General features: G+C 62.0%; 16 protein-coding genes and 2 pseudogenes. 6 read left to right on the top strand and 12 right to left on the bottom strand.

From position 1 onward, the window contains the following. Positions 1 to 13: 13 nt before the first annotated feature. Genes araH through AC0IYH_RS18010 form a run of 7 tightly spaced genes read right to left on the bottom strand, consistent with a single transcriptional unit; the run spans position 14 to position 8,335 of the window. A complete protein-coding gene (araH, locus tag AC0IYH_RS17980) occupies positions 14 to 982 on the bottom strand; it encodes an L-arabinose ABC transporter permease AraH (RefSeq protein WP_471835525.1) in 969 nt (322 codons plus the stop codon). Positions 983 to 991: 9 nt separating this feature from the next. Continuing rightward, on the bottom strand, positions 992 to 2,494 hold the full coding sequence (gene araG, locus AC0IYH_RS17985) for an L-arabinose ABC transporter ATP-binding protein AraG (protein ID WP_471835527.1): 1,503 nt from the start codon (positions 2,492 to 2,494) through the stop codon (positions 992 to 994). Then, entirely contained in the window at positions 2,491 to 3,477 is a 987-nt protein-coding gene (locus AC0IYH_RS17990; RefSeq protein ID WP_116630127.1) for a substrate-binding domain-containing protein, read from the bottom strand. The genes araG and AC0IYH_RS17990 overlap by 4 nt, the downstream gene beginning before the upstream one ends. A gap of 38 nt (positions 3,478 to 3,515) precedes the next feature. Next, on the bottom strand, positions 3,516 to 4,379 hold the full coding sequence (locus AC0IYH_RS17995) for an SMP-30/gluconolactonase/LRE family protein (protein WP_471835528.1): 864 nt from the start codon (positions 4,377 to 4,379) through the stop codon (positions 3,516 to 3,518). A gap of 37 nt (positions 4,380 to 4,416) precedes the next feature. Then, positions 4,417 to 5,997, bottom strand: coding sequence for an aldehyde dehydrogenase (NADP(+)) (locus AC0IYH_RS18000; RefSeq protein ID WP_471835529.1), 1,581 nt, complete (start codon positions 5,995 to 5,997; stop codon positions 4,417 to 4,419). A gap of 10 nt (positions 5,998 to 6,007) precedes the next feature. Further along, positions 6,008 to 6,997 carry an AraD1 family protein gene (araD1, locus tag AC0IYH_RS18005; RefSeq protein WP_471835531.1) on the bottom strand — a complete coding sequence of 330 codons (990 nt, stop codon included), beginning with the start codon at positions 6,995 to 6,997 and terminating at the stop codon, positions 6,008 to 6,010. Between the two features lie 15 nt (positions 6,998 to 7,012). Beyond that, the gene (locus tag AC0IYH_RS18010; RefSeq protein ID WP_471835533.1) at positions 7,013 to 8,335 is read right to left on the bottom strand and encodes an MFS transporter; all 1,323 of its coding nucleotides are present in this window, start codon (positions 8,333 to 8,335) and stop codon (positions 7,013 to 7,015) included. Between the two features lie 194 nt (positions 8,336 to 8,529). On the opposite strand from AC0IYH_RS18010, the gene AC0IYH_RS18015 reads away from it, so the two are divergent. Both AC0IYH_RS18015 and AC0IYH_RS18020 read left to right on the top strand, forming a co-directional pair. Beyond that, a complete protein-coding gene (locus tag AC0IYH_RS18015; protein ID WP_122772682.1) occupies positions 8,530 to 10,266 on the top strand; it encodes an IlvD/Edd family dehydratase in 1,737 nt (578 codons plus the stop codon). A 48-nt stretch (positions 10,267 to 10,314) separates the two neighbouring features. Next, on the top strand, positions 10,315 to 11,037 hold the full coding sequence (locus AC0IYH_RS18020) for a FadR/GntR family transcriptional regulator (RefSeq protein ID WP_122772681.1): 723 nt from the start codon (positions 10,315 to 10,317) through the stop codon (positions 11,035 to 11,037). Between the two features lie 125 nt (positions 11,038 to 11,162). Here the strand turns inward: AC0IYH_RS18020 and AC0IYH_RS18025 are convergent, their stop codons facing one another. Together AC0IYH_RS18025 and AC0IYH_RS18030 are read right to left on the bottom strand one after the other, a co-directional pair. Continuing rightward, positions 11,163 to 13,289 carry a TonB-dependent siderophore receptor gene (locus AC0IYH_RS18025; RefSeq protein ID WP_471835535.1) on the bottom strand — a complete coding sequence of 709 codons (2,127 nt, stop codon included), beginning with the start codon at positions 13,287 to 13,289 and terminating at the stop codon, positions 11,163 to 11,165. Positions 13,290 to 13,571: 282 nt separating this feature from the next. Further along, positions 13,572 to 14,663, bottom strand: coding sequence for an NADH:flavin oxidoreductase/NADH oxidase (locus AC0IYH_RS18030; RefSeq protein WP_116630120.1), 1,092 nt, complete (start codon positions 14,661 to 14,663; stop codon positions 13,572 to 13,574). Positions 14,664 to 14,752: 89 nt separating this feature from the next. Here AC0IYH_RS18030 and AC0IYH_RS18035 point away from each other — a divergent pair, with 89 nt between their 5' ends. Further along, positions 14,753 to 15,052, top strand: coding sequence for a helix-turn-helix domain-containing protein (locus AC0IYH_RS18035; protein ID WP_116630170.1), 300 nt, complete (start codon positions 14,753 to 14,755; stop codon positions 15,050 to 15,052). A 21-nt stretch (positions 15,053 to 15,073) separates the two neighbouring features. Here AC0IYH_RS18035 and AC0IYH_RS18040 read toward each other — a convergent pair whose 3' ends face one another. Further along, positions 15,074 to 16,108: a GGDEF domain-containing protein gene (locus AC0IYH_RS18040; protein ID WP_471835537.1), complete on the bottom strand. Its 1,035-nt coding sequence runs from the start codon at positions 16,106 to 16,108 to the stop codon at positions 15,074 to 15,076. 26 nt (positions 16,109 to 16,134) lie between these two features. Beyond that, positions 16,135 to 16,938 (bottom strand): hypothetical protein, encoded by an 804-nt coding sequence (locus AC0IYH_RS18045; protein ID WP_241092272.1) that lies wholly within the window; start codon positions 16,936 to 16,938, stop codon positions 16,135 to 16,137. Positions 16,939 to 17,232: 294 nt separating this feature from the next. On the opposite strand from AC0IYH_RS18045, the gene AC0IYH_RS18050 reads away from it, so the two are divergent. From AC0IYH_RS18050 to AC0IYH_RS18060, 3 genes and pseudogenes are all read left to right on the top strand, one after another. Further along, a complete protein-coding gene (locus tag AC0IYH_RS18050; protein ID WP_116630117.1) occupies positions 17,233 to 18,123 on the top strand; it encodes a bestrophin family protein in 891 nt (296 codons plus the stop codon). A gap of 142 nt (positions 18,124 to 18,265) precedes the next feature. Continuing rightward, positions 18,266 to 19,345 (top strand): annotated as a pseudogene (locus tag AC0IYH_RS18055) (HAMP domain-containing protein); the annotation flags it as partial. A gap of 327 nt (positions 19,346 to 19,672) precedes the next feature. Next, positions 19,673 to 20,209: pseudogene (locus tag AC0IYH_RS18060) on the top strand (methyl-accepting chemotaxis protein); the annotation flags it as partial. Here the strand turns inward: AC0IYH_RS18060 and AC0IYH_RS18065 are convergent. Beyond that, positions 20,147 to 21,478 (bottom strand): dicarboxylate/amino acid:cation symporter, encoded by a 1,332-nt coding sequence (locus AC0IYH_RS18065; RefSeq protein ID WP_471835539.1) that lies wholly within the window; start codon positions 21,476 to 21,478, stop codon positions 20,147 to 20,149. The pseudogene AC0IYH_RS18060 and the gene AC0IYH_RS18065 sit on opposite strands and share 63 nt — an antisense overlap. Between the last annotated feature and the right edge of the window lie 88 nt (positions 21,479 to 21,566).

Raw genomic sequence — 21,566 nt, forward strand, 5'->3', positions numbered from 1 at the left:
GCAGGGTTGGAATTTAGCGTTGTTTCATGCGGTCGATGACCACGGCCAGCAGCAGGATCGAACCCCGGATCACGTACTGGTAAAAGGTATCGATGTTCTTCAGGTTCATCGCATTCTCGATGATCGCTAGAATCAACACCCCGGCGATCACGTGGCGAATCATGCCCACCCCGCCGCTCAGCGACACCCCGCCCAGCACGCACGCCGAGATCACCGTGAGCTCAAAACCCTGGCCGATCATCGGCTGGCCCGAGGTCATGCGCGACGCCAGGATCACCCCGGCCAACGCACCGATCACGCCGTGCACGGCGAAGATCAGGATCTTGGTGCGGTCCACGTTCACCCCGGCCAGCAACGCCGCTTCCGGGTTGCCGCCGATGGCCATGGTGTTGCGCCCGTAGGTGGTGTAGTTGAGCAGCCAGCCGAAAAACATAAAGCACACAATGGTGATCAGGATCGGCACCGGCACGCCCAGTAGCTGGCCGTTGCCGAACACGAAGAACTGCTCCTGGGACACACCCACCGCCTTGCCGTTGGCAAAGATGTAGGCCAGGCCGCGCACGATCTGCATGGTCGCCAGGGTAGTAATCAGAGCGTTGACCCGCAGCTTGGCGATCACGATGCCGTTGATCAACCCGACGATCAGGCCCATCAGCAGCGCCGCGCCGATGCCGAGCATCACGCTGTCAGTGTCGCGCATCACAATCGCCGCGACCACACCAGCGCAGGCGATCACCGAGCCAACTGACAGGTCGAAGTGCCCCGAGGCCAGGCAGAACAGCATGGTGCACGCGGCGATGCCCACCGTGGAAATCGCCAGGCCGAGCCCGCGCATGTTCAGGGGCGAGAGGAAGTTGTCGATCAGCAAGGCGCAGAGCAAAAAGATACTCACCGCCGCCAGCAGCATGGCCCAGTTGTCGAGCAATGCACGCATATCGAGGGGTTTGCGCGGGGTTGCCAGCGCGTTGTGTGGGGTGTTCATAGTCGTCTCTCAGTTCGCCAGGCCGCGTGGCAAGGCCAGCTGCAGCAGGTTGGATTCAGTCGCGTGTTCGCGGGCTTGTTCGCCACGCATGGCGCCTTCGCACAGCACCAGGATGCGGTCGGAAATGCCCATCACTTCCATCAGGTCGCTGGACACCACAATCACCGCAATACCTTGGGCCGCGAGGTTATGGATGATCTGGTAGATCTCGGCCTTGGCGCCGATATCGATGCCGCGGGTCGGCTCGTCCAGCAGCAGGACTTTCATCGGCATCGACAGCCAACGGCCGAGAATGGCCTTCTGCTGATTGCCGCCGGACAGGTACATGATTTTCTGCGCCGCGTTCGGGGTTTTGACTTTCATCGCCGTGATCTGCCGGTCGGCGTTGCCCTTCTCCCAGCCCTCGCGCAGCAGCCAGCCAAACGCCGAGTGGGCGCCACGCGCACTGATGTTGATGTTCTCGGCGACACTGGACAGCGGGATGATGCCTTCTTTCTTGCGGTCTTCCGGGCATAGCAGTACGCCGGCGGCGATGGCATCGCGGGGTGAGCGCAACTGCAGTTTTTCACCGCACAATTCCAGGCTGCCGGCGCTGGCACGTTCCAAGCCACTGAGCAGACGAAACAGCTCCGTGCGCCCTGCCCCCACCAGCCCGAACAGGCCGAGGATTTCGCCCTTGCGCACGTCAAAGCTGACCGGCTCACGCAGGCCCGGGCCGAGCAAACCATCCACCTTCAGCGCGACGTCGCCATGCGCACGCGGTCGATAGTCATAGATGTCCTGGATATCGCGACCGACCATGCAGGTCACCAACTGGTCATGGGTCAGCGCGCCCATGTCCTCGAAGGTGCGCACATAACGGCCGTCCTTGAACACGGTGACCGCATCGCAGATACGGAACACTTCCTCCATGCGGTGAGACACGTACAGCACCACTTTGCCCTCGTCGCGCAGGCGCGTGATGATCGCCATCAACCGGTCGATCTCCCGCGCCGACAGGCTACTGGTCGGCTCATCGAAGGCAATCACCTGGGCACCACGGGACAGCGCCTTGGCGATTTCGACCAGTTGGCGCTGGCCGAGGGACAGCCGCCCGAGCTTGGTGTCCGGGTCGATTTCATCCGCCAGGCCCTTGAGGCACGCCAGGGCCTGCTTGCGCAGCAGCCCCCGGTTGACCACGCCGAAGCGCGACGGCAGGTGTCCGAGAAACAGGTTCTCGGCCACCGTCATCTCCGGCACCAGGTGCAGCTCCTGGTGGATCACCGCGACGCCGCTGGCGATGCTGTCGGCGGCGCATTTGAAGGCCATGGTCTGCGCGCCGATCTGCACGCTGCCACTCGACGGAATGTAGGCGCCACCAAGAATCTTCAGCAGCGTCGACTTGCCCGCGCCGTTCTCGCCCATCAGGGCGTGCACCTGGCCCGGATGGGCGCTGAAGCTGATGCCGTCCAGCGCCTTGACCCCGGGAAACGTCTTGCCGATGCCGTCAAAACGCAGGGCGGCGGCGGTCATTGCCACAGACCGATTTTGGTCAGTTCTTCCTTGAAGTTCTCGCGGGTGATCAGGGTCACTTCATCCATCGCGGTGTACTTCGGTGGTTCGGTGCCTTTGGTGACCCACTCGTACATCATCAGCGCGGTGTTGTAGCCCTCGATATGCGGGCTAGGCAGCATCGAGCCGAAGAAGCCGCTGTTGGGTTTTTTCAGTTCGCCGATGGCGTCGGTGCCATTGATGCCGATGCCGATCACGTTGGCGGCCTTGAAGCCGGCGCTTTCGGTAGCGCGCACGCCGCCGAGCACGGTGTTGTCGTTCATGCCGCCGATGATCAGGTTTTTCGCGCCGCTGGGCAGCTTGACCAGCGCCGAGTTGGTGGCGTCCATGCTGCCCGGTACGTCAAGGGTCTTGGCGGCGGTGAACAGGATGTGGTCCTTGGGGAAGCCTGCGTCTTCGAGGGATTTGACCGAGCCGTCGGTGCGCTTCTTGCCGGTGTCGAGTTCGTTGAAGGTGTTGATCACCGCGTAGGTTTCCTTCCAGTCCCAGCCGCGTTTTTTCGCCTCTGCAGCCATGGCCGCGCCCTGCTTCTGGCCCACTTCAAAGGCGGCCATGCCCAGGTACGGCACGTCTTCCATGAAGGCGCCCTTGGCATCGACAAAACGGTCATCCACGGCAATCACTTTCAAGCCGTTGGCCTTGGCCTTGGCGACGATGGCCGGGCCGAGGGACACGTCCGGCGGGCAGATCACGAAGCCCTTGGCGCCATTGGCGGCCAGGCTGTCGATGGCCGAGAGGGTTTTTTCGCCATCCGGCACGGCGATCTTGATTACGGTAAAGCCATGCTCCTTGCCGGCTTTTTCGGCAAAGGCCCACTCGGTCTGGAACCACGGCTCTTCAGCCTGTTTGACCAGGAAACCGATCTTCACTTCTTCAGCGGTTGCGAGGCTGCTGAGGCTGCTTAAAGCAACGGCAGCGGCAAGGACGCGTAGAACCTTTTTCATGAACGACACCTCTTGTTGTTGTTTTTGAGTAGCGGGGTTTAACCGGCGAAGCGGTGGCAGGGTTTGCCAGGTACGTCAACTTCAATGGCCAATACCGCGCCGTCCAATGGGTGATCCAAAGGGCTGGCAGCACTGGTGATGTACAAGGTGGTGAGATTCGGGCCACCGAATACGCAACTGGTGGGGCGGCTGACGGGCAGTTCGATGATGCGGTCGACCTCGCCGTCCGGGCTCAGGCGCAGCAGGCAGCTGCCGTCCCAGCGGGCGTTCCAGATATAGCCTTCGGCGTCCATGGCCGAACCATCCGGCCCGCCACGCTCATGCGGGCCGAACCAGACCTGGGCGGGTTCAAGTTGGCCGTCGGGTTGGATGGCATGGCGGTACAGCGTGCCGTCCAGGCTGTCGCCGAAGTGCACCTGGCCGCCGTCGTCGCTCCAGAGCAAGGTATTGGGAATGCCCAGCCCGTGCAGCAGCGGCGTGACCTGCCCGCCTGCATCGATGCGAAACAAGCCACCGGAGCGCCGCGTGATCGACAGGTCTTCGCCCGCCTCGCCAATGTTGTTTTGCATGGTGCCCAGCCACAGGCGACCCTGGGCATCGCAGCGCGCTTCATTGCCACGGTTGCCGGCTTGCGGGTCGGCCACGCACAGCAGGGTCAGCGCCTCGGTGGCGAGGTCGAGGCGATAGACGCCGCTGCTCAAGGTCACCAGCGCATCGCCGCTTTCACACGGGATAAACGCCGAGACATGCTCGGGCAATTGCCAGATCTGCAACTGCCCGCCCAGCAGGCGCAAGGCCTGTTTGCCGGCGATATTCACCCAGTACAGCGCCTGGGTCGGTGCGTCCCAGAACGGGCCTTCGCCCAATTGCGCCCGGTGCGCGGTGACAGCTTGAAGCGACATGTTGCCTCCTGGATTGTTATTTTTCTCAGGCGTTGCGTTACAGCGAGTCGCGGGATGGCGTGCCATCCACCAGCCGCTGGATACGCAACGGGTTGGCGTTTTTCAACGCGTCGGGCAGCAGGCTATCAGGGTAATTCTGGAAGCACACGGGGCGCAGGAAACGATCGATGGCCAAGGTGCCGACCGAGGTGCCACGGGCATCCGAGGTGGCCGGGTACGGGCCGCCGTGCACCATCGAATCGCAGACCTCCACGCCAGTCGGGTAGCCGTTGAGCAGGATGCGCCCGACCTTCTGTTCCAGCAGCGGCGTGAGTTCGGCGAACTGTTGGAAGTCGGCCGGTTCGCCAATGATCGTCGCCGTCAGCTGGCCGTGCAGGCCGTGCAACGCCGCGCTGAGCTGGGCTTGATCGGCCACTTCGACAAACACCGTGGTGGGGCCGAAGACCTCTTCCTGCAGCACTTCATCGCCGTCGAGCAACAGGCTTGCATCCGCCTTGAACAGCTGCGGCTGGGCCTGGCTGCCGGATTGCGCAGTGCCCGCCAGATGCCGGATGCCAGGGTGCGCCAGCAGGGCTGCCAGGCCTTTGCCATAGCTGCTCAAGGTGCCGGCGTTGAGCATGGTTTGCGCCGGTTGCTCGCCGATCAGTCGGGCCACTTGTTGGGTAAACGCGGTGAATTCAGGCGAAGCGATACCGATCACCAGGCCGGGGTTGGTGCAGAACTGGCCGCAACCCTGCACCACCGAGGCGGTCAGGTCACGCGCGACAGCTTCCGCGCGCGCTTGCAGCGCCTGGGGCAACACGATCACCGGGTTGATGCTCGACATCTCGGCAAACACCGGGATCGGCTGTGGGCGCGCCGCCGCCATGTCGCACAGGGCGCGGCCGCCCTTGAGCGAGCCGGTAAAGCCGACCGCCTGGATCGCCGGATGCTTGACCAATGCCTCACCGACGCCGCCGCCGAAGATCATATTGAACACGCCGGCCGGCATTTCGGTGGCCTCGGCCGCGCGAATGATTGCATTGGCCACCTGTTCAGCCGTAGCCATATGCCCGCTGTGGGCCTTGAACACCACCGGGCAGCCGGCCGCCAGTGCGGCAGCGGTGTCGCCACCGGCGGTGGAAAACGCCAGCGGGAAGTTGCTGGCGCCGAACACCGCGACCGGGCCCAGGCCGATGCGGTATTGGCGCAGGTCCGGACGTGGCAGCGGCTGGCGCTCGGGCAGGGCCTTGTCGATACGCGCGCCGTAGAAATCGCCGCGACGCAGCACCGTGGCGAACAAACGCATCTGGCCGCTGGTACGCCCGCGCTCGCCTTTGATACGTGCAGCAGGCAATGCGGTTTCGCGGCATACCAGCTCAACGAAGTTATCGCTCAAGGCATCGAGTTCGTCGGCTATTGCGTCGAGGAACTGCGCGCGGCGCGCGGCACTCAACGCGCGGTACGCCGGGTAAGCCTGCGCGGCGGCCTTGGCGGCGGCGTCGACTTCCTCCGGGGTGGCCTGGTAGAAAGCCTGGGGCAAGGCTTCGCCGGTGGTTGCGTCGACACTCTGCAAGGTAATGCTGCCGTTGGCGCTGCGCTGGCCGCCGATGAAGTTGTGGCCGAGGAACTGGGTCATGAAGCTCTCCTTAAAGGGGGGTGACTTGGCCGGGCTCGAATACAGCGTCTGCCTGCCCGACCGTGTTCACCAGCGGCGCGCCGAACTCGGCCTGGCTGATCTCGAATACGTCGCCCGGCTGGGTACGTATACCGTCGGCAAATGACAAGGTGGCGGTGCCGAAGAAGTGAATGTGCACGTCGCCCGGTTTCAAGAACTGGCTGTATTTGAAGTGGTGGTATTCGAGGTTTTCCAGGCTGTGGCACATATTGGCCTCGCCACTGAGGAATTCGTTCCGCCAGATTTCCTCGCCGTTACGCAGGATGCGGCTGGTACCGGCCAAGTGCTGGGGCAATTCGCCGACGCGCAGCTCGGGGCCATAGCTGCAACTGCGCAGCTTGGAATGGGCCAGGTACAGGTAATTCTTGCGCTCCATCACATGGTCGGAGAATTCATTGCCCACTGCGAAGCCCAGCCGATAGGGTTTGCTGTCCGGGCCGATCACGTACAGGCCGCCGATCTCGGGTTCTTCACCGGCATCCTCGGCGAACGGCGGCACCGGGAAGGCCTGGCCCGGGCGCACGACGATGCTGCCGTCGCCTTTATAAAACCACTCCGGTTGCACACCGGCCTGGCCGGCGGCGGGTTTGCCGCCCTCCACGCCCCATTTGAAGATGCGCATGGTGTCGGTCAAGGCGCTGTCGTCGCCGGCCTGGTGCATCTTGTCGCGCGCCGAGGCGCTGCCGAGGTGGGTCAGGCCGGTGCCGCTGATCAACATATGGGCCGGGTCGGGATGATCCAACGGTGGCAGGATTTTCTGTTCGGCGAGCAGCGCGGCGTAGTCATGGCTGTCGCCCAGGCCGAGGCTGTCGACCTGCTGCTGCAACTTGACGCCCGCTTCGATGGCGGCCAGTGCCAGTTCGCGCACGCTATGGGCGCTGCGCACTTCGCGCAGTTGCTTGCCTTCCACCACGCCAACGCGGCGCTCGCCATTATTGAGTTCGAACTGCACTAAACGCATGAAGGTTCTCCTAGATTAAGGTCGTGTGGCGCCACGGGCACTGGCGGCGAATTGGTCGGCGGGCAGCACGTGCTTGCGCTCCAGCAGGCGGTAGACCACGCCGGTCAGCAGCAGCCCGAACACCATCACGGCGGACAGGAAGTACAAGCCCGAGGCCAGGTTGCCGGTGTATTCCTTGAGCGCGCCGATCACGAACGGGCCGATATAGCCGCCGAGGTTGCCCACCGAGTTGATCAAGGCAATGCCCGCCGCCGCACTGGCGCCGGCAAAGAACCGCCCGGGCAAGGTCCAGAACACCGCCGTGCAGGAAAACAGCGCAAACGCCGCCAGGCACAGCGCGGCTATTTGCAGCACTGGCGCGCTCAGCCAGGCGCTGCAGAACAGGCCGATGGCACCCAGCACATAGAGCACGGCGAGGTGTCCGTAGCGGTCGTTCAAACGGTCGGAGCTGCGCGGGATGATCAGCAAACCGATGATGCCGAAGATGTACGGCACGGCCGAGATGAACCCGGTGGTGAGGTCGCTGCCGCCGAACTGCTTGATCAAGGTCGGCAGCCACAGGCCGAGGCCGTAGATGCTCAGGGTCACCGGCAGGTAGAACAGCGCCAGCAGCAACACGCGTTTGTCTTTGAGGGCGTGCAGCGGGTTGCCGTGGCGGGTCTGGCCATAGGCTTGCAGGTCCTTGGCCAGCTCGCCGGCGAGCCAGGTTTTTTCGCTCTCGCTCATCCACTTGACCTGCTGGGGGCCGTCCGGCAGGTAACGCAGCACCGGCCAGGTCAGCAGGATCGCCGGGGTGCCGATCACGATAAACAGCCACTGCCAGCCGTGCAGGCCGAGGATGCCGTCCATGCCCAGCAGGCCGCCGGACACCGGGCCGGTGATCATCATCGCAATCGGTTGGGACAGGATAAACAGCCCGAGGATCTTGCCGCGATGGCGCACCGGGAACCACTGGGTGATGTAGTACAGCACGCCGGGGAAGAAGCCCGCCTCCCCCGCGCCGAGCAAAAAGCGCATCACATAGAAGCTGTGCGGGCCCTGCACGAAGGCCATGCCGATGGTGATGGCGCCCCAGGTGATCATGATGCGCGCAAACCAGCGCCGGGCGCCGAAGCGGTCGAGCATCAGGTTGCTGGGGATCTCGAACAGGAAGTAGCCAATGAAGAACAACCCCGCACCCAGGCCGTAGGCCGCATCACCGATGCCGACGTCGGCGCCCATGTGCAGCTTGGCAAAGCCCACGGCGGAGCGGTCCACGTAGGCAATGAGGTACAGCAGGATCAGGAAGGGAATCAGTTTCAGCGTGATGCGCCGGATAAGGCGCAGTTCCTCGCTCATGGGATCGATCTCCGAATTGTTGTTCTTATATGAAGCTCGGGGGACGCCTCTCGCGAAAAACCGCCAGGGCAATACCTCAGTTAAGCCAGACTATATAGTATGACTATTTGCAAAACAACACTTCCAAACCGAACATTTTGCGCTTATGTTTAGCCGTAGAGAGAACATATAGTCATACAATAAGAGAATCGATCATGTCTGATAAAAAGCCCGGCCTACGCTCTGCCCAGTGGTTTGGTACCGCCGACAAAAACGGCTTCATGTACCGCAGCTGGATGAAGAATCAGGGCATTGCCGACCATCAGTTCCATGGCAAGCCGATCATCGGTATCTGCAACACCTGGTCGGAGCTGACCCCGTGCAATGCGCATTTCCGCCAGATCGCCGAGCATGTCAAACGCGGCGTGATCGAGGCCGGTGGCTTTCCGGTGGAATTCCCGGTGTTCTCCAATGGCGAATCCAACCTGCGCCCCACCGCCATGCTCACCCGCAACCTGGCGAGCATGGACGTGGAAGAAGCGATTCGCGGCAACCCGATTGACGGCGTGGTGCTGCTGACCGGCTGCGACAAAACCACCCCGGCCCTGCTGATGGGCGCCGCCAGTTGCGACGTGCCGGCCATCGTGGTCACCGGCGGGCCGATGCTCAACGGCAAGCACAAGGGCCAGGACATTGGCTCGGGCACGGTGGTGTGGCAGCTCAGCGAGCAGGTGAAAGCCGGCACCATCACCCTGGATGATTTCCTCGCGGCCGAGGGCGGCATGTCGCGCTCGGCGGGCACCTGCAACACCATGGGCACCGCGTCGACCATGGCCTGCATGGCCGAGGCACTCGGCACCTCCCTGCCCCACAACGCGGCGATCCCGGCGGTGGATGCGCGACGGTACGTGCTGGCGCATATGTCCGGCATGCGTGCGGTCGAGATGGTGCGTGAAGACTTGAAGCTGTCGAAGATCCTCACCAAGGAAGCGTTTGAAAACGCGATTCGCGTGAACGCCGCCATCGGCGGTTCGACCAACGCGGTGATCCACCTCAAGGCCATCGCCGGGCGTATCGGCGTCGAGTTGGACCTGGACGACTGGACCCGCATGGGCCGCGGCATGCCGACCATCGTCGACCTGCAGCCGTCGGGGCGCTTCCTGATGGAAGAGTTCTACTACGCCGGCGGCCTGCCCGCCGTGCTGCGCCGCCTCGGTGAAGCCAACCTGATCCCGCACCCGAACGCCTTGACCGTCAACGGCAAGTCCCTGGGCGAAAACACCAAGGACTCGCCGATCTACGGCCAGGACGAAGTGATCCGCACCCTCGACAACCCGATCCGCGCCGATGGCGGCATCTGCGTGCTGCGTGGCAACCTGGCGCCGCTGGGAGCGGTGCTCAAGCCATCGGCCGCCAGCGCCGAGCTGATGCAGCATCGCGGCCGCGCGGTGGTGTTCGAGAATTTCGACATGTACAAGGCGCGCATCAACGACCCGGAGCTGGACGTGGACGCCAACTCGATCCTGGTCATGAAAAACTGCGGGCCCAAGGGTTACCCGGGCATGGCCGAAGTCGGCAACATGGGCCTGCCGGCCAAGCTGCTGGCCCAGGGCGTGACCGATATGGTGCGCATTTCCGACGCGCGCATGAGCGGCACCGCCTACGGCACCGTGGTCTTGCACGTGGCACCGGAAGCCGCTGCCGGCGGGCCGTTGGCCACGGTGAAGGAAGGTGACTGGATCGAACTGGACTGCGCCAATGGCCGTTTACACCTGGACATCCCCGACGCAGAGCTGGCGGCGCGCATGGCTGACCTTAAACCGCCGCAGAACCTGATCGTCGGCGGCTACCGCCAGTTGTATATCGACCATGTGCTGCAGGCCGACCAGGGCTGTGACTTTGACTTCCTGGTAGGTTGCCGGGGCGCGGAAGTCCCACGGCATTCCCACTAATTGGGATGCTATGATGCCGCGAATCTAAGCCAGAGCCTCCCCGTCGTTATGGATCACCAGCCGCCCAAGCCGCGCAAGAGCCAGCATGCCCAGATCGTTCAGGACTTGGGCATGCACATCGTTTCCGGCCGCTTCAAGCCTGAAGAACGATTGCCCATGGAAGCCACGCTGTGCGAGGAATACAAGGTCAGCCGCTCGGTGCTGCGCGAGGCGACCCGGGTGCTCAGCGCCAAGGGCCTGGTGTATTCCAAGCCACGGGTGGGCGCGGTGGTGCGGCCTCGGCTGAAGTGGCACCTGCTCGACCCGGACGTGCTGTCCTGGTTGATGCAGTCCACGCCCCATAGCGAATTCTTCAACACCCTGGCGGGTGTGCGGCGCATCCTAGAACCGGAAATCGCCGCCATGGCCGCAACCACGGCCACGGATGATGACATCGCCACCATCGAAAAAGCCTACCGGGGCATGGAAACCGCGAAGACCCACGACGACCTGTTGCAGGCCGACCTGGACTTCCACCGCGCCATCGCCGACGCCACCCGCAACGACCTGCTGGCCTATATGTGCAACATGCTCTCGTTGCCGTTGCGCGAGTCGATCAACATCACCAACCGCCGCCCGGACATCCAGGGCCTGAGCCTGCCCCGGCACAAGGCAATCCTCACCGCGATCCAGAACCGCGACGCCCTCGGCGCCCGGCATGCCTCGCTGGTGCAGCTGGATGACACGCGCGTGGCGCTGGATACGGTGATGAATGTACTGACCCCGCTCTAAAGTTAAAACGCAAAAAATGTGGGAGGGGGCTTGCTCCCGATGGCGGTGGGCCAGTCAATGTCGCTGTGACTGATACACCGCTATCGGGGGCAAGCCCCCTCCCACATTTGGAATTGTGTGCAGCTTTAAAGCGTGTAGGCGATGCCGACCTGTACGGTGCGGGGGGCACCTGGGTAGGCGTAGATGTTGCCGAACGCACCCTCGTCATACTCGCGGTTGAACAGGTTCTTCACATCCAGGTTCAGCCGCACCTTGTCGTTGACCTTGTAGTAGCTGAGCAGGTCGACCACGGTGTAGGCGTCCATCGAGAACGCGGTGTTGGCGGTCTGGCCGGCGCGCTGGTCGACGTATTTGCCGCCGGCACCCAGGCCCAGACCCTTGAGGGCGCCGTCCTGGAACTCATACACGTTGAGCAGGCTGAAGCTGTTGCGCGGGATATTCAGCAGCCGGGTGCCGGAGCGGATGGTGTTGTCCTTGGTCACTTCGGCATCCACGTAGGCGTAGCCGCCAATTACGCGCCACTCCGGGGTGAGGTTGCCTGCCACGTTCAAGTCAAAACCACGGCTGCGGACTTGGCCGGCGGCTACGGAGAAGGTATTGATCACCGGGTCGGTGGTCAGCACGTTTTTCTTCTCGATCTGGTAGATCGCTGCATCCACGCTTAACTGGCGATCCAGCGCTTCCCACTTCACGCCCATCTCGTAAGACTTGCCCTTTTCCGGCTCGAAGCCACCGCCTTCACGCGCGGCGCCGGGGTTCGGCTTGAACGAGCGTGCGGCGTCGGCATACACCGCGACCGTATCGGTAAGGTCGTAGATCACCCCCACGCGTGGGGTGACGGCGTTGTCGGCGGCCTGGAACGGGCTGACGCCGGGCACATAGCTTTCGTAGTCATGTTCAAAACGTTCGAAACGCGCGCCGGCCAGAACTTTCAAGCGCTCGGTCAAAGCCACTTGGTCCTGCACGAAAGCGGCGTAGGTCTTGAGGTTTTCCTTATCGTGGGTCGGTGTCCGCGTCAGGCGTGGTCGCGTCTGACCGTAGACCGGATCGAAGATGTCGATGGGGTAAGTCCCCACAGCGGCGCTGGAGCGCTGGATGATCGACTTGTAGTCGTAATCCTCATACTCGATGCCGGTCAGCAAGGTGTGCTCGAAACCGCCGGTGGAGAAATGCCCGGTCAGGTTGAGCTGGTAGTCCTTGTCGGTCCATTCCAGCTTGCGATAGTTGAAGTTGCGTTGCAGGGTGCGGCCGTCGGCGTTCAGGCCGTTGGCTTCGATGGCGTTGCCTTGCAGGGTGCCGTCCAGCCATTGGAAGCCACCGCCCAGGGTCCAGTTTTCATTGAGCAGGTGCTCGAAACGCAACTGGGCCATGTTGTTGTCGTTGTGCAACTTGCCCACATCCTTATCGCCCCAGAAGGTATCGCGCGAGGGCGTGCCTTTTTGGTTGGGATAACGCGTCAGTCCGCGATCGAGCGGGTGGTTGTTGCGCATGAAGTCGCCTTCGAAGATCACCTTGGTGTCGTCGGTGGCTTGCCAGGAGATCACCGGGGTCACACCGTAGCGTTCGGTTTCGACGTGATCACGGAAGGTGTCACCGCCCTCGCCCACCACGTTCAGGCGATAGGCCAGGCGGCCCTGCTCATCCAGCGGGCCGGAGGCGTCGAGGGTGCCGCGTTTCATGCCCTGGTCGTTCAATTGGCTGCCGAGGGTCACGCTGCGCTCGGCCAGCGGTTGCTTGGACACCACGTTGAAGGTGCCGCCCGGGTCGCCACGCCCGTAAAGCATGGTCGCCGGGCCACGCAGCACTTCGAGGCGCTCGATGGTGTTGGCGTCCGGCATGTTCGGGTAACCCCGGTTGATCGGGAAACCGTTGCGGTAGAACTCGCCGGTGGTAAAGCCGCGTACGGTGAAGGTGGTGAGCCCCTGCCCGCCGAAGTTGTTCGCGCGGCCTACGCCGCCGGCGTAATCCAGCGCATCCTGCAAGCGCGTGGCGCCGAGGTCTTCAACCACGTCTTTGGAGACCACGCTGATTGATTGCGGCGTTTCATGGATCGAGGTATCGGTACGTGTCGCACTCGCCGAACGTGTGGCGTGGTAGCCCTGCACCGGCCCCTGGGCCGTTTCATAGTCTGCGGTGCCGGTAATGCTGGTGGATTGCAGTTCGATAGCGGTTTTTTCAACCGGCTCGACCTCGGCCCAACTGAACGGTGAAAATGCCTGAAGCACACAAATCGAAACCAGGGTACGACGCATGGATGTTGAACCTAGTGAATGAGCCAGAAGGGGCGGCAAACCTGCCAAAAATCGCGGGAATGGTATACCAAGTCATTCGCGGTTGACATCTATTCTCATTCACTATTTTTCAAGTAACAGCTTTGTATCCACCTGCAGGAAATTGCACGCCAAGCAAATGTGGGATGGGGCGTGCTCCCGATGGCGGAGTGCCAGTCACCGATTCTGTGTCTGACCCACTGCCATCGGGGGCAAGCCCCCTCCCACATTTGGATGTTTAAACCCCGTTAGAAGTGAAGTCGATCAGCGATACCGCTCCAACCAATGCGCGTAAGGTGCCGGCAGGGTCCAGGAGGATTTTTCCACGCCCAGCTCCTTGGCCGCAAAGTACGCCCAGTGCGGGTCAGCCAGGTGTGCGCGGCCGACCGAAACCAGGTCAAGCTGGCCGGCCTGCAAGGCACCTTCAGCCAGTTGCGGGGTACCAAAGCCCCAGGCCGAGGTTACCGGGATACCGGCTTCGCGGCGCACACGTTCGGCGATCGGGCCCATAAAGGCCGGGCCCCACGGGATATTGGTGTCGGGGATGGTGAAACCGACGCTGACGCTCAGCAGGTCGAGGCCGCCGGCCTTGAAGTTGCGGGCCAGTTCGATGGATTCGGTGAGAGTCTGCTCGTCGCGGCCGTCGTATTCGATCACGCCGAAACGCGCGGTCAGCGGCAGGTTTTCCGGCCAGACTTCACGCACGGCGGCCAGGGTTTCCAGGAGGAAACGGCTGCGGTTGTCGAAGCTGCCACCGTAGGCGTCGGTACGCTGGTTGGAATGCTCGGAGAAGAAGCTCTGGGCCAGGTAGCCGTGGGCGAAGTGCAACTCGATCCATTCAAAGCCGGCGTCACGGGCGCGACGGGCGGCGTCCACGAAGTCCTGTTTGACCCGGGCGATGTCATCCAGGGTCATGGCGCGCGGCACCTGGGGCAGGTTGGCACCAAAGGCAATCGCCGACGGTGCGATGGTTTCCCAGCTGCGCGCGTCGGAGGCCGGCATGTGGTCATCGCCTTCCCACGGGCGGTTGGCGCTGGCTTTGCGGCCGGCGTGGGCAATCTGGATGCCCGGCACCGAGCCGGCGGCCTTGATGGCCTTGACCATCGGCACGAACGCCTCGGCGTGTGCATCGCTCCAGATGCCGGCGCAGCCCGGCGTGATACGCCCTTCAGGAGACACCGCCGTGGCCTCGACCACCAGCAGGCCGGCACCGCCACGGGCCATGCCGGCCAGGTGCACGTGGTGCCAGTCGTTGACCACGCCATCATCGGCCTTGTATTGGCACATCGGCGGGATGGCAATGCGATTGCGCAGGGTTACGTCTTTAAGTTTGAACGGTTCGAACAAAGCGGACATCGTGAGCTCCAGGAGTCAGTGAGTGATTCGATAGTTCGATGCTAATCGAACTATGGTTTCAATGCTACCCCGCTGTTATCATCCGCCCCATGCGAGCCTTCAAACACCCTACCCTTCAAGACCTGACCCTCGAGCGCCTGCTGTACGCCTTGAGTGACCCGGTGCGCCTGGACATCGTGCGTTGCCTGGCCAATGTGCCCGAGGCTACGTGCGGGGAGCTGGACGGCGGGCGGCCCAAGTCGAGCATGTCCCATCACTTTCGAGTCTTGCGCGATGCCGGGCTGGTGCAGACCCGCAGCGTCGGCACCACCCACATGAATTCGTTGCGGGGCGAACTGCTGGAAGACCGGTTTCCGGGATTGCTTGCCAGTATCCTCTCCCAGCACTAAGCAACGATTCAAGTGGGCGGATCACCCCGCACACAACCGCGCCTGCACCAACGTGCCATCCAGGTACACACAGTCTTTGCCGTTGCGCTTGGCGGCATACAGGTTGCGGTCGGCGCACTTGAGCACCGCCGACATATCGGCAGCCGCCGCAAAGCGCGTCATGCCCGCACTGCAGGTGTAGTGATGTGGCGGTGCCACACTGGCGCGAATCCCTTGCAGCAGGCGCAAGGCAAAATGGCTGGCGATGTCAGCGTCGTCGCCCACCAGCAGCACACCGAACTCTTCACCGCCGATCCTGCCGAAGCTGTGGCTGCCCGGCATGGACTTCAGGCAATTGGCCATGGCGCACAGGATCTTGTCGCCGACATCGTGGCCGAACTGGTCGTTCTTCAACTTGAAACTGTCGATGTCCAGCATCATGAAAAAGCCGTTATCCCCGCTGGCCAGCAACTTGGCGAAACTTTCCATAAAAGCCCGCCGATTCAAGATCGAGGTCAGGTAGTCCGTCTGGGCCAGCTCACGAAATTCACTCTCGACCAACAACACCGAGCGCAGGTTTTTCAAGTAGGAGAAGTTCAAGACAAAGCCGACCGATACCGATGACACGCAGAAGATCAACAAGTAAATATCAACACCGGCGTAAAGGCTCACGTCGATATAGGGCCACGTCATTAACCAGACCAATACGGCGCTGAGCAGAAAGTCCTGCGCCACGATAAACAGCACGGCGCTGCTGAGCACCAACGTCACTGCCAGCGGCAAGGCGTACACGCGTAACGCCGGGTTGGTGTGCACAACGTAGGTAAAACCGGCCGCCAGCAGCGCCATGTAGACCACCCCCAGTGCCCGCCACAACAAATAATTGCTCGCCACCCGGTGCAGCTTGTACACCGCAAACAGGCTGGTACTGATTACGAATGCCGGCCAGCCAAACATCACGCCCCGATCTGCAAGCAACACGCCCAGCCAGGCGATGATCCCGATCAGTTCGGCCTGGCCTACTGCGGGTGACAACAACCTTTGCATCCGTGGCCTGAGCTTCAAATTAGCCGGCATCCCTTCACTCCCTGCGCATGAGTTGCCTATGGGTTATCGGCTTGACTCAGTTGGAGACTGTGCAAACACGTGGCAAACGAAAACGCCATGAACCGTCTTACCAGCAAGATAAAAGGCGGCAGGACTTCCAGCTGGGTCTTGGAGTGAATCTTGAAATAGCCGCGGTCGGCGCCTTCTTGAACCAGGCGAATAACATGGGTCTTCGATACCGACAGTTGCTCGGCGATGGACAAGTAAGACGACGACCTGAAACTTGCGCCCTGAGTATCCCGCACGCACGCATCGGTATAGATCGCCAGCATCAACATATGCCCAGCGTCGCGCTTTACCAGCCAATTTGCTTCGGGCATCAACAGATCAAGGGTCGCGTCCTGGGTGAGCAGCAACGCAAAGCCCTTGAAGTAACGCGCCAGGTAGTCGCGATCATCCAGAGCATTCATTTCACGCAGATAGATGTCCTCAGGACACATCACACTCAAGGGTTCCACCACGGACGCGAGCATCAGCCTTATCTCCCGACAGGCCTGGGCAGACGGGCTGAACACGCGCAAACGGCTGTCCTCCGGATGCCACGTCACCTTCATGAACCCCGACACCCTGAACAGCAGAAACATCGACTCCAGGCTGTTACTCGAACAAAAACCGCGCGCCAGACAGAATTCCTTGACCTCGGAGAGCAATGGCACCGGCTTGCTGAAATAAGTACTCAACAACGTAAAGGACACCATCAAACGGCTGAACTTGAGTGCCGTCTTGTAGAAAAAAGGTCTTTTTGAATAAGGCTCCAGCAAGATCGAATAATGGGCACGCATACACACTTCAAAATCCACATGACGCTCTAACGCAAGCGTCGACTGCTCTATCGCCAACTTCAACGAACTGCTGCACATGAGAAAGAGCCCTGATCAAACACCCTGGATTCATTGATCTCAATTGCAGTACCGATAATGGCGTTTTGCCTTGAGCGCAATTTATCGCGATTAACCCAGCGGACATCGTCACTACCAAAATTGTTCCAATATTTGCTACCGGCTTAACCGTTTCAGTCCCCGCAGCGAACCTTCCCCGCAACCGGGCGTCCGAGCTAGGGCACTGTTGCTTACCGCTCGCCGCGAGGTTGTCGTTTGAAAGCCGCCATCATCAAAAAGTACCGACTGATCATCAAGACCATGGGCTACGTGGGCTGGGCCCTGTTCTGGCTGCTGCTGTGGGACGTCGCCGTCACCGTGGACTTCATGCTGTTTCTCACCGCCAAGATCAACCTGCCGCTGATGCCGCTCACCCTGCTGGGTTCGGCGCTGGTGGTGCTGATCAGTTTTCGCAACAGCAGCGCCTATAACCGTTGGTGGGAAGCCCGCACGCTGTGGGGCGCGATGGTCAACAACTCGCGCAGCTTCGCCCGACAGGTATTGACTCTGGTAGATGACCCCGACGGCGACGTGAACCCGGTCAAGGCCACCCTGCTGCGCCGCCATGTGGCCTACGTGAACTGCCTGGCCGCCCACCTCAAGGGCCAGCCCTGCCCTGACGAAATCCGCGCGTTTATCCCCACCGAGGAATTCGCCCGCAACGGCGCCACGAATAATTTTGCCAACGACATCCTCACCGGTTCGGCGGCGTTGCTGGCCCGCGAATACAAAGCCGGCCACCTCGACAGCATTCGCCTGGCGCGGCTGGAGTCGACCCTGGTGGACCTGTCCAACGCCCAGGGCGGCATGGAACGGATCGCCAACACGCCGCTGCCGTACCCCTACGTGTATTTCCCACGACTGTTTATCTCGCTGTTCTGCCTGATCGTACCGGTGGGCCTGGTCGAGTCCCTGGGTTGGTTCACCCCGCTGGCATCGACGGTGGTGGGCTTTATGCTGCTGGCCATCGAGCGCATCGGCACCGACCTGCAAAGCCCCTTCAATTCCAGCGAGCACCAGATCCAGATGGAAAGCATCTGCGAAACCATCGAAAAAAACCTGCAGTCGATGCAGCGTGATGCCCTCGGCGGCGAACGCATCGGTTAAACCCGCCCGAAGGCCTCAAGTGCTTGCCCCCGCAGTCGATATACAGGGGGTACGCATGACTACGCCGCTCATAACAACTCATGCGACGCCCACCGCAACCGTTTCTGCCTTGCCAAAACTATAAATACCCGCAGGAGAAATCATGAACATCAAGCAAAAGCTTACCTGGGCGTTTGCGGGCATCGCGTGCCTGCCGGTCATCCTGGTGGCCGTGTTGGTCGTACTGAACCTGCGCGAAGGGGCCCTGGCGAATTTCCTCGACAGCAGTGGCCGCGAAATCCGCCAGATCGACAATGGCATGCAGCAGTTCTTCGCCGGCATCAGCCAGAACGTCGACTTTGTGGCCAAGGACCCGCGCGTTGTCGCGGCCAAGGACCTCAAGAGCTACGCCGGCGCCGACGCCGCACAAATCCCGCTGACTCCCACCAACAAAGACCTGCTGGAAATATTCGACCAGTTCGCCAAAAGCCATCCGAGCACCGCCTACCTGTCCCTGGGCCTCGCCGACGGCGGCTACGCCAGCTGGCCCGACGACACCAAACTGAACAACTACGACCCGCGCGTGCGCCCCTGGTACAAGGCCGCCATCGCCGCACCAGGCCAAACCGTGCGCACCGGCGCCTATTACTGGGCACCGGACGATGTGGTGCTGATCGGCACCGTGCACACCGTCGCCGATGCCAGCGGCAATATCCTCGGCGTGGTCGGCCTGGACGTGTCGCTCAAGCAGCTCACCGAACTGGTGCGCAACATCAAGCTGGGCGACAGCGGCTACCTGATGCTGGTGGAAGCCAACGGCAACGTGCTGGTCGACCCCAGCGACGCCAAGCACAACTTCAAGCCCTTGGCCGACCTGGGCCCCAACTACGCCGAGCTGTCCAAGCGTGGCGACGGCGTAACCCAAGTCGACATTGACGGCGTGGCCTACATGGCCAACGTGGTCAGTTCCAAAGACCTCGGCTGGCGCTTTATCGGTTTGATCAAACGTGACGAAGTCATGGCCGGCGCTACCAGCCTGACCTGGTTGATCGCCGCCATCGCCGCGGCACTGGCGATCGTCTTCGCCATCGTCGGCGCCAGCTTCGCCAGCGTGATCGTGCGCCCGATTCGTGGCGTGGCCGACGGTTTGCAAGAAATTGCCGAGGGTGAAGGCGACCTGACGCGCCAGCTCAAGGTACAGGGCAAGGACGAAACCGCCAGCCTGGCCGGCTGGTTCAACCAGTTCCTGAGCATGATCGCGCAGTTGGTGCAGCGTATCGGCAACGCGTCCTCCGACCTGCAAGCCGCCGCCGCCGACACCAGCGAAGTCGCCCACAACATGAACCAGGCCGCCGGTCGCCAGCGCGAAGCCGTGGAACTGGTGAGCACTGCGTTCAACGAAATGGTCGCCACCGCCAACGAAGTCGCACGCTCGTGCAGCGCCGCCGCCACCAGCGCCGACGAAGGCTACCGCGACGTGCACGACGGCCAGCAGCACATCGGCGAAGCCACCGGCAGCGTGCTCAAGCTCAGCGAAGACCTGCAAAAGTCGACCCAGACCATGCAGTTGCTGGAGCAGGACAGCAAAAACATCAACACCATCCTCGACACCATCCGTTCGATTGCCGAGCAGACCAACCTGCTGGCGCTCAACGCCGCGATCGAAGCCGCACGTGCCGGTGACCAGGGCCGAGGGTTCGCCGTGGTTGCCGACGAAGTCCGCGCCCTCGCCCGCCGCACTGCCGACTCCACCGGCGAAATCGACAGCCTGCTCGGCAACCTCGCCCGCCGCACCCAGGAAGTCACGGTGCAGATGCAAGGCAGCCTGCAGGTCAGCCAGACCAGCGTGGAGCGCATCCAGCAGGCCCGCGACAGCTTCGACAAGATCCGTGGCTCAGTCGACTCGATCCGCGACCAGAACACCCAGATCGCCACCGCCGCCGAGGAACAGCATCAGGTGGCCGAAGAGATCAACCGGCACATCGCGCAGATCCATGCCGATGCGCAACTGGTCGAAGGCTTTGCGCACTCGGCGCAGACCGGGTCAGGCCGGCTTACGGATATTTCCGGTCAGCTCAAGGGGTTGGTGGGCCGGTTCAAGTTCTGACCGTGCACCCGGGCTCTCGACCTCACCGTCGAGGGCCCTGCGCATTTTCACCTCGTCCAACGCCCCCACCCACTTGGCGATGGCCATGGTGCCCACGCCATTGCCGATGGTGTTGGTAATCGCCCGCGCTTCCGACATAAACCGGTCCACGCCCAACAACAGCACCATGCCCGCCACCGGAATGGTGCCCAGGGACGACAACGTCGCGGCCAGGATAATAAAACCCGAACCGGTTACCCCCGCCGAGCCTTTGGACGTGAACATCAACACCGCCAGCACGATCAACTGGTCGGTCAGGGTCAACGGCGTATTGGTGGCCTGGGCGATGAAGATCGCGGCAATGGTGTAGTAGATCGCCTGGCCATCGGGGTTGAAGGTCAGGCCCGACGGAATGATCATCCCGGCCACCGGCTTGGATACGCCGGCCTTTTCCATCTTGGCGATCATCTGCGGCAGCACCGACTCCGACGAGCTGGTGCCGAGCACGGTGAACAGTTCTTCCTTGATGAACTTCAGGAACTTCCACAGGCTGAACCCGCTGTAGCGGCAGATCGGCCCAAGCACAAAGATCACGAAGACTGCGCAGGTCAGGTACACGCAGGCCATCAGCTTGCCGAGGGAGAACAGCGAGCCGAAGCCGTATTTGCCAATGGTGAACGCAATCGCACCAAACGCGCCGATAGGCGCCAGGCGCATGACCATATTGACGATGCGAAACATGCCCTGCATCAGGCTGTCGAGCGTATCGACAAACGGTTTGCCCCGCGGCCCCACCGCCGCCAACGCCACGCCCAGCAGGATGGAAAACAGCAGGATCTGCAGCACATTACCCTTGGCGAAGGCATCCACCAGCGTGTCGGGAATGATGTTCATGATGAAATCCATGAACGAGGCGTGCTTGACCGCCGTGGTGTAGGTGGCAAGGCTTGAGGTATCGAGGCTGGCCACATCGATGTTCATGCCGGCACCGGGCTTGAACACATCCACCACCACCAGCCCGACCACCAGGGCCAGGGTGGACACCACTTCGAAGTAGATCAACGCGCGAAACCCCACGCGCCCCAACTCTTTCATGTTCTCCATCTTGGCGATGCCGGTGACCACCGTGAGGAAAATCACCGGGGCCAGGAGCATTTTGATCAGCTTGATAAAAGCGTCACCCAAGGGTTTGAGTGCGGCGCCGGTCTCGGGTACCAACACCCCGACAAGGGCACCGAGGATGACGGCGATCAGTACTTGTACGTAGAGTTTGCCAAGTATTCTTTTCATGACAGGGCCCTGATTTTTATTGTTGTCAGGAAATGCCCGGGGATCGGCTGCCAACAGCCGTCCCCTGGCGTTATGCCGCAGTACTACG

It is taken from the genome of Pseudomonas sp. AC463 (assembly GCF_979253585.1).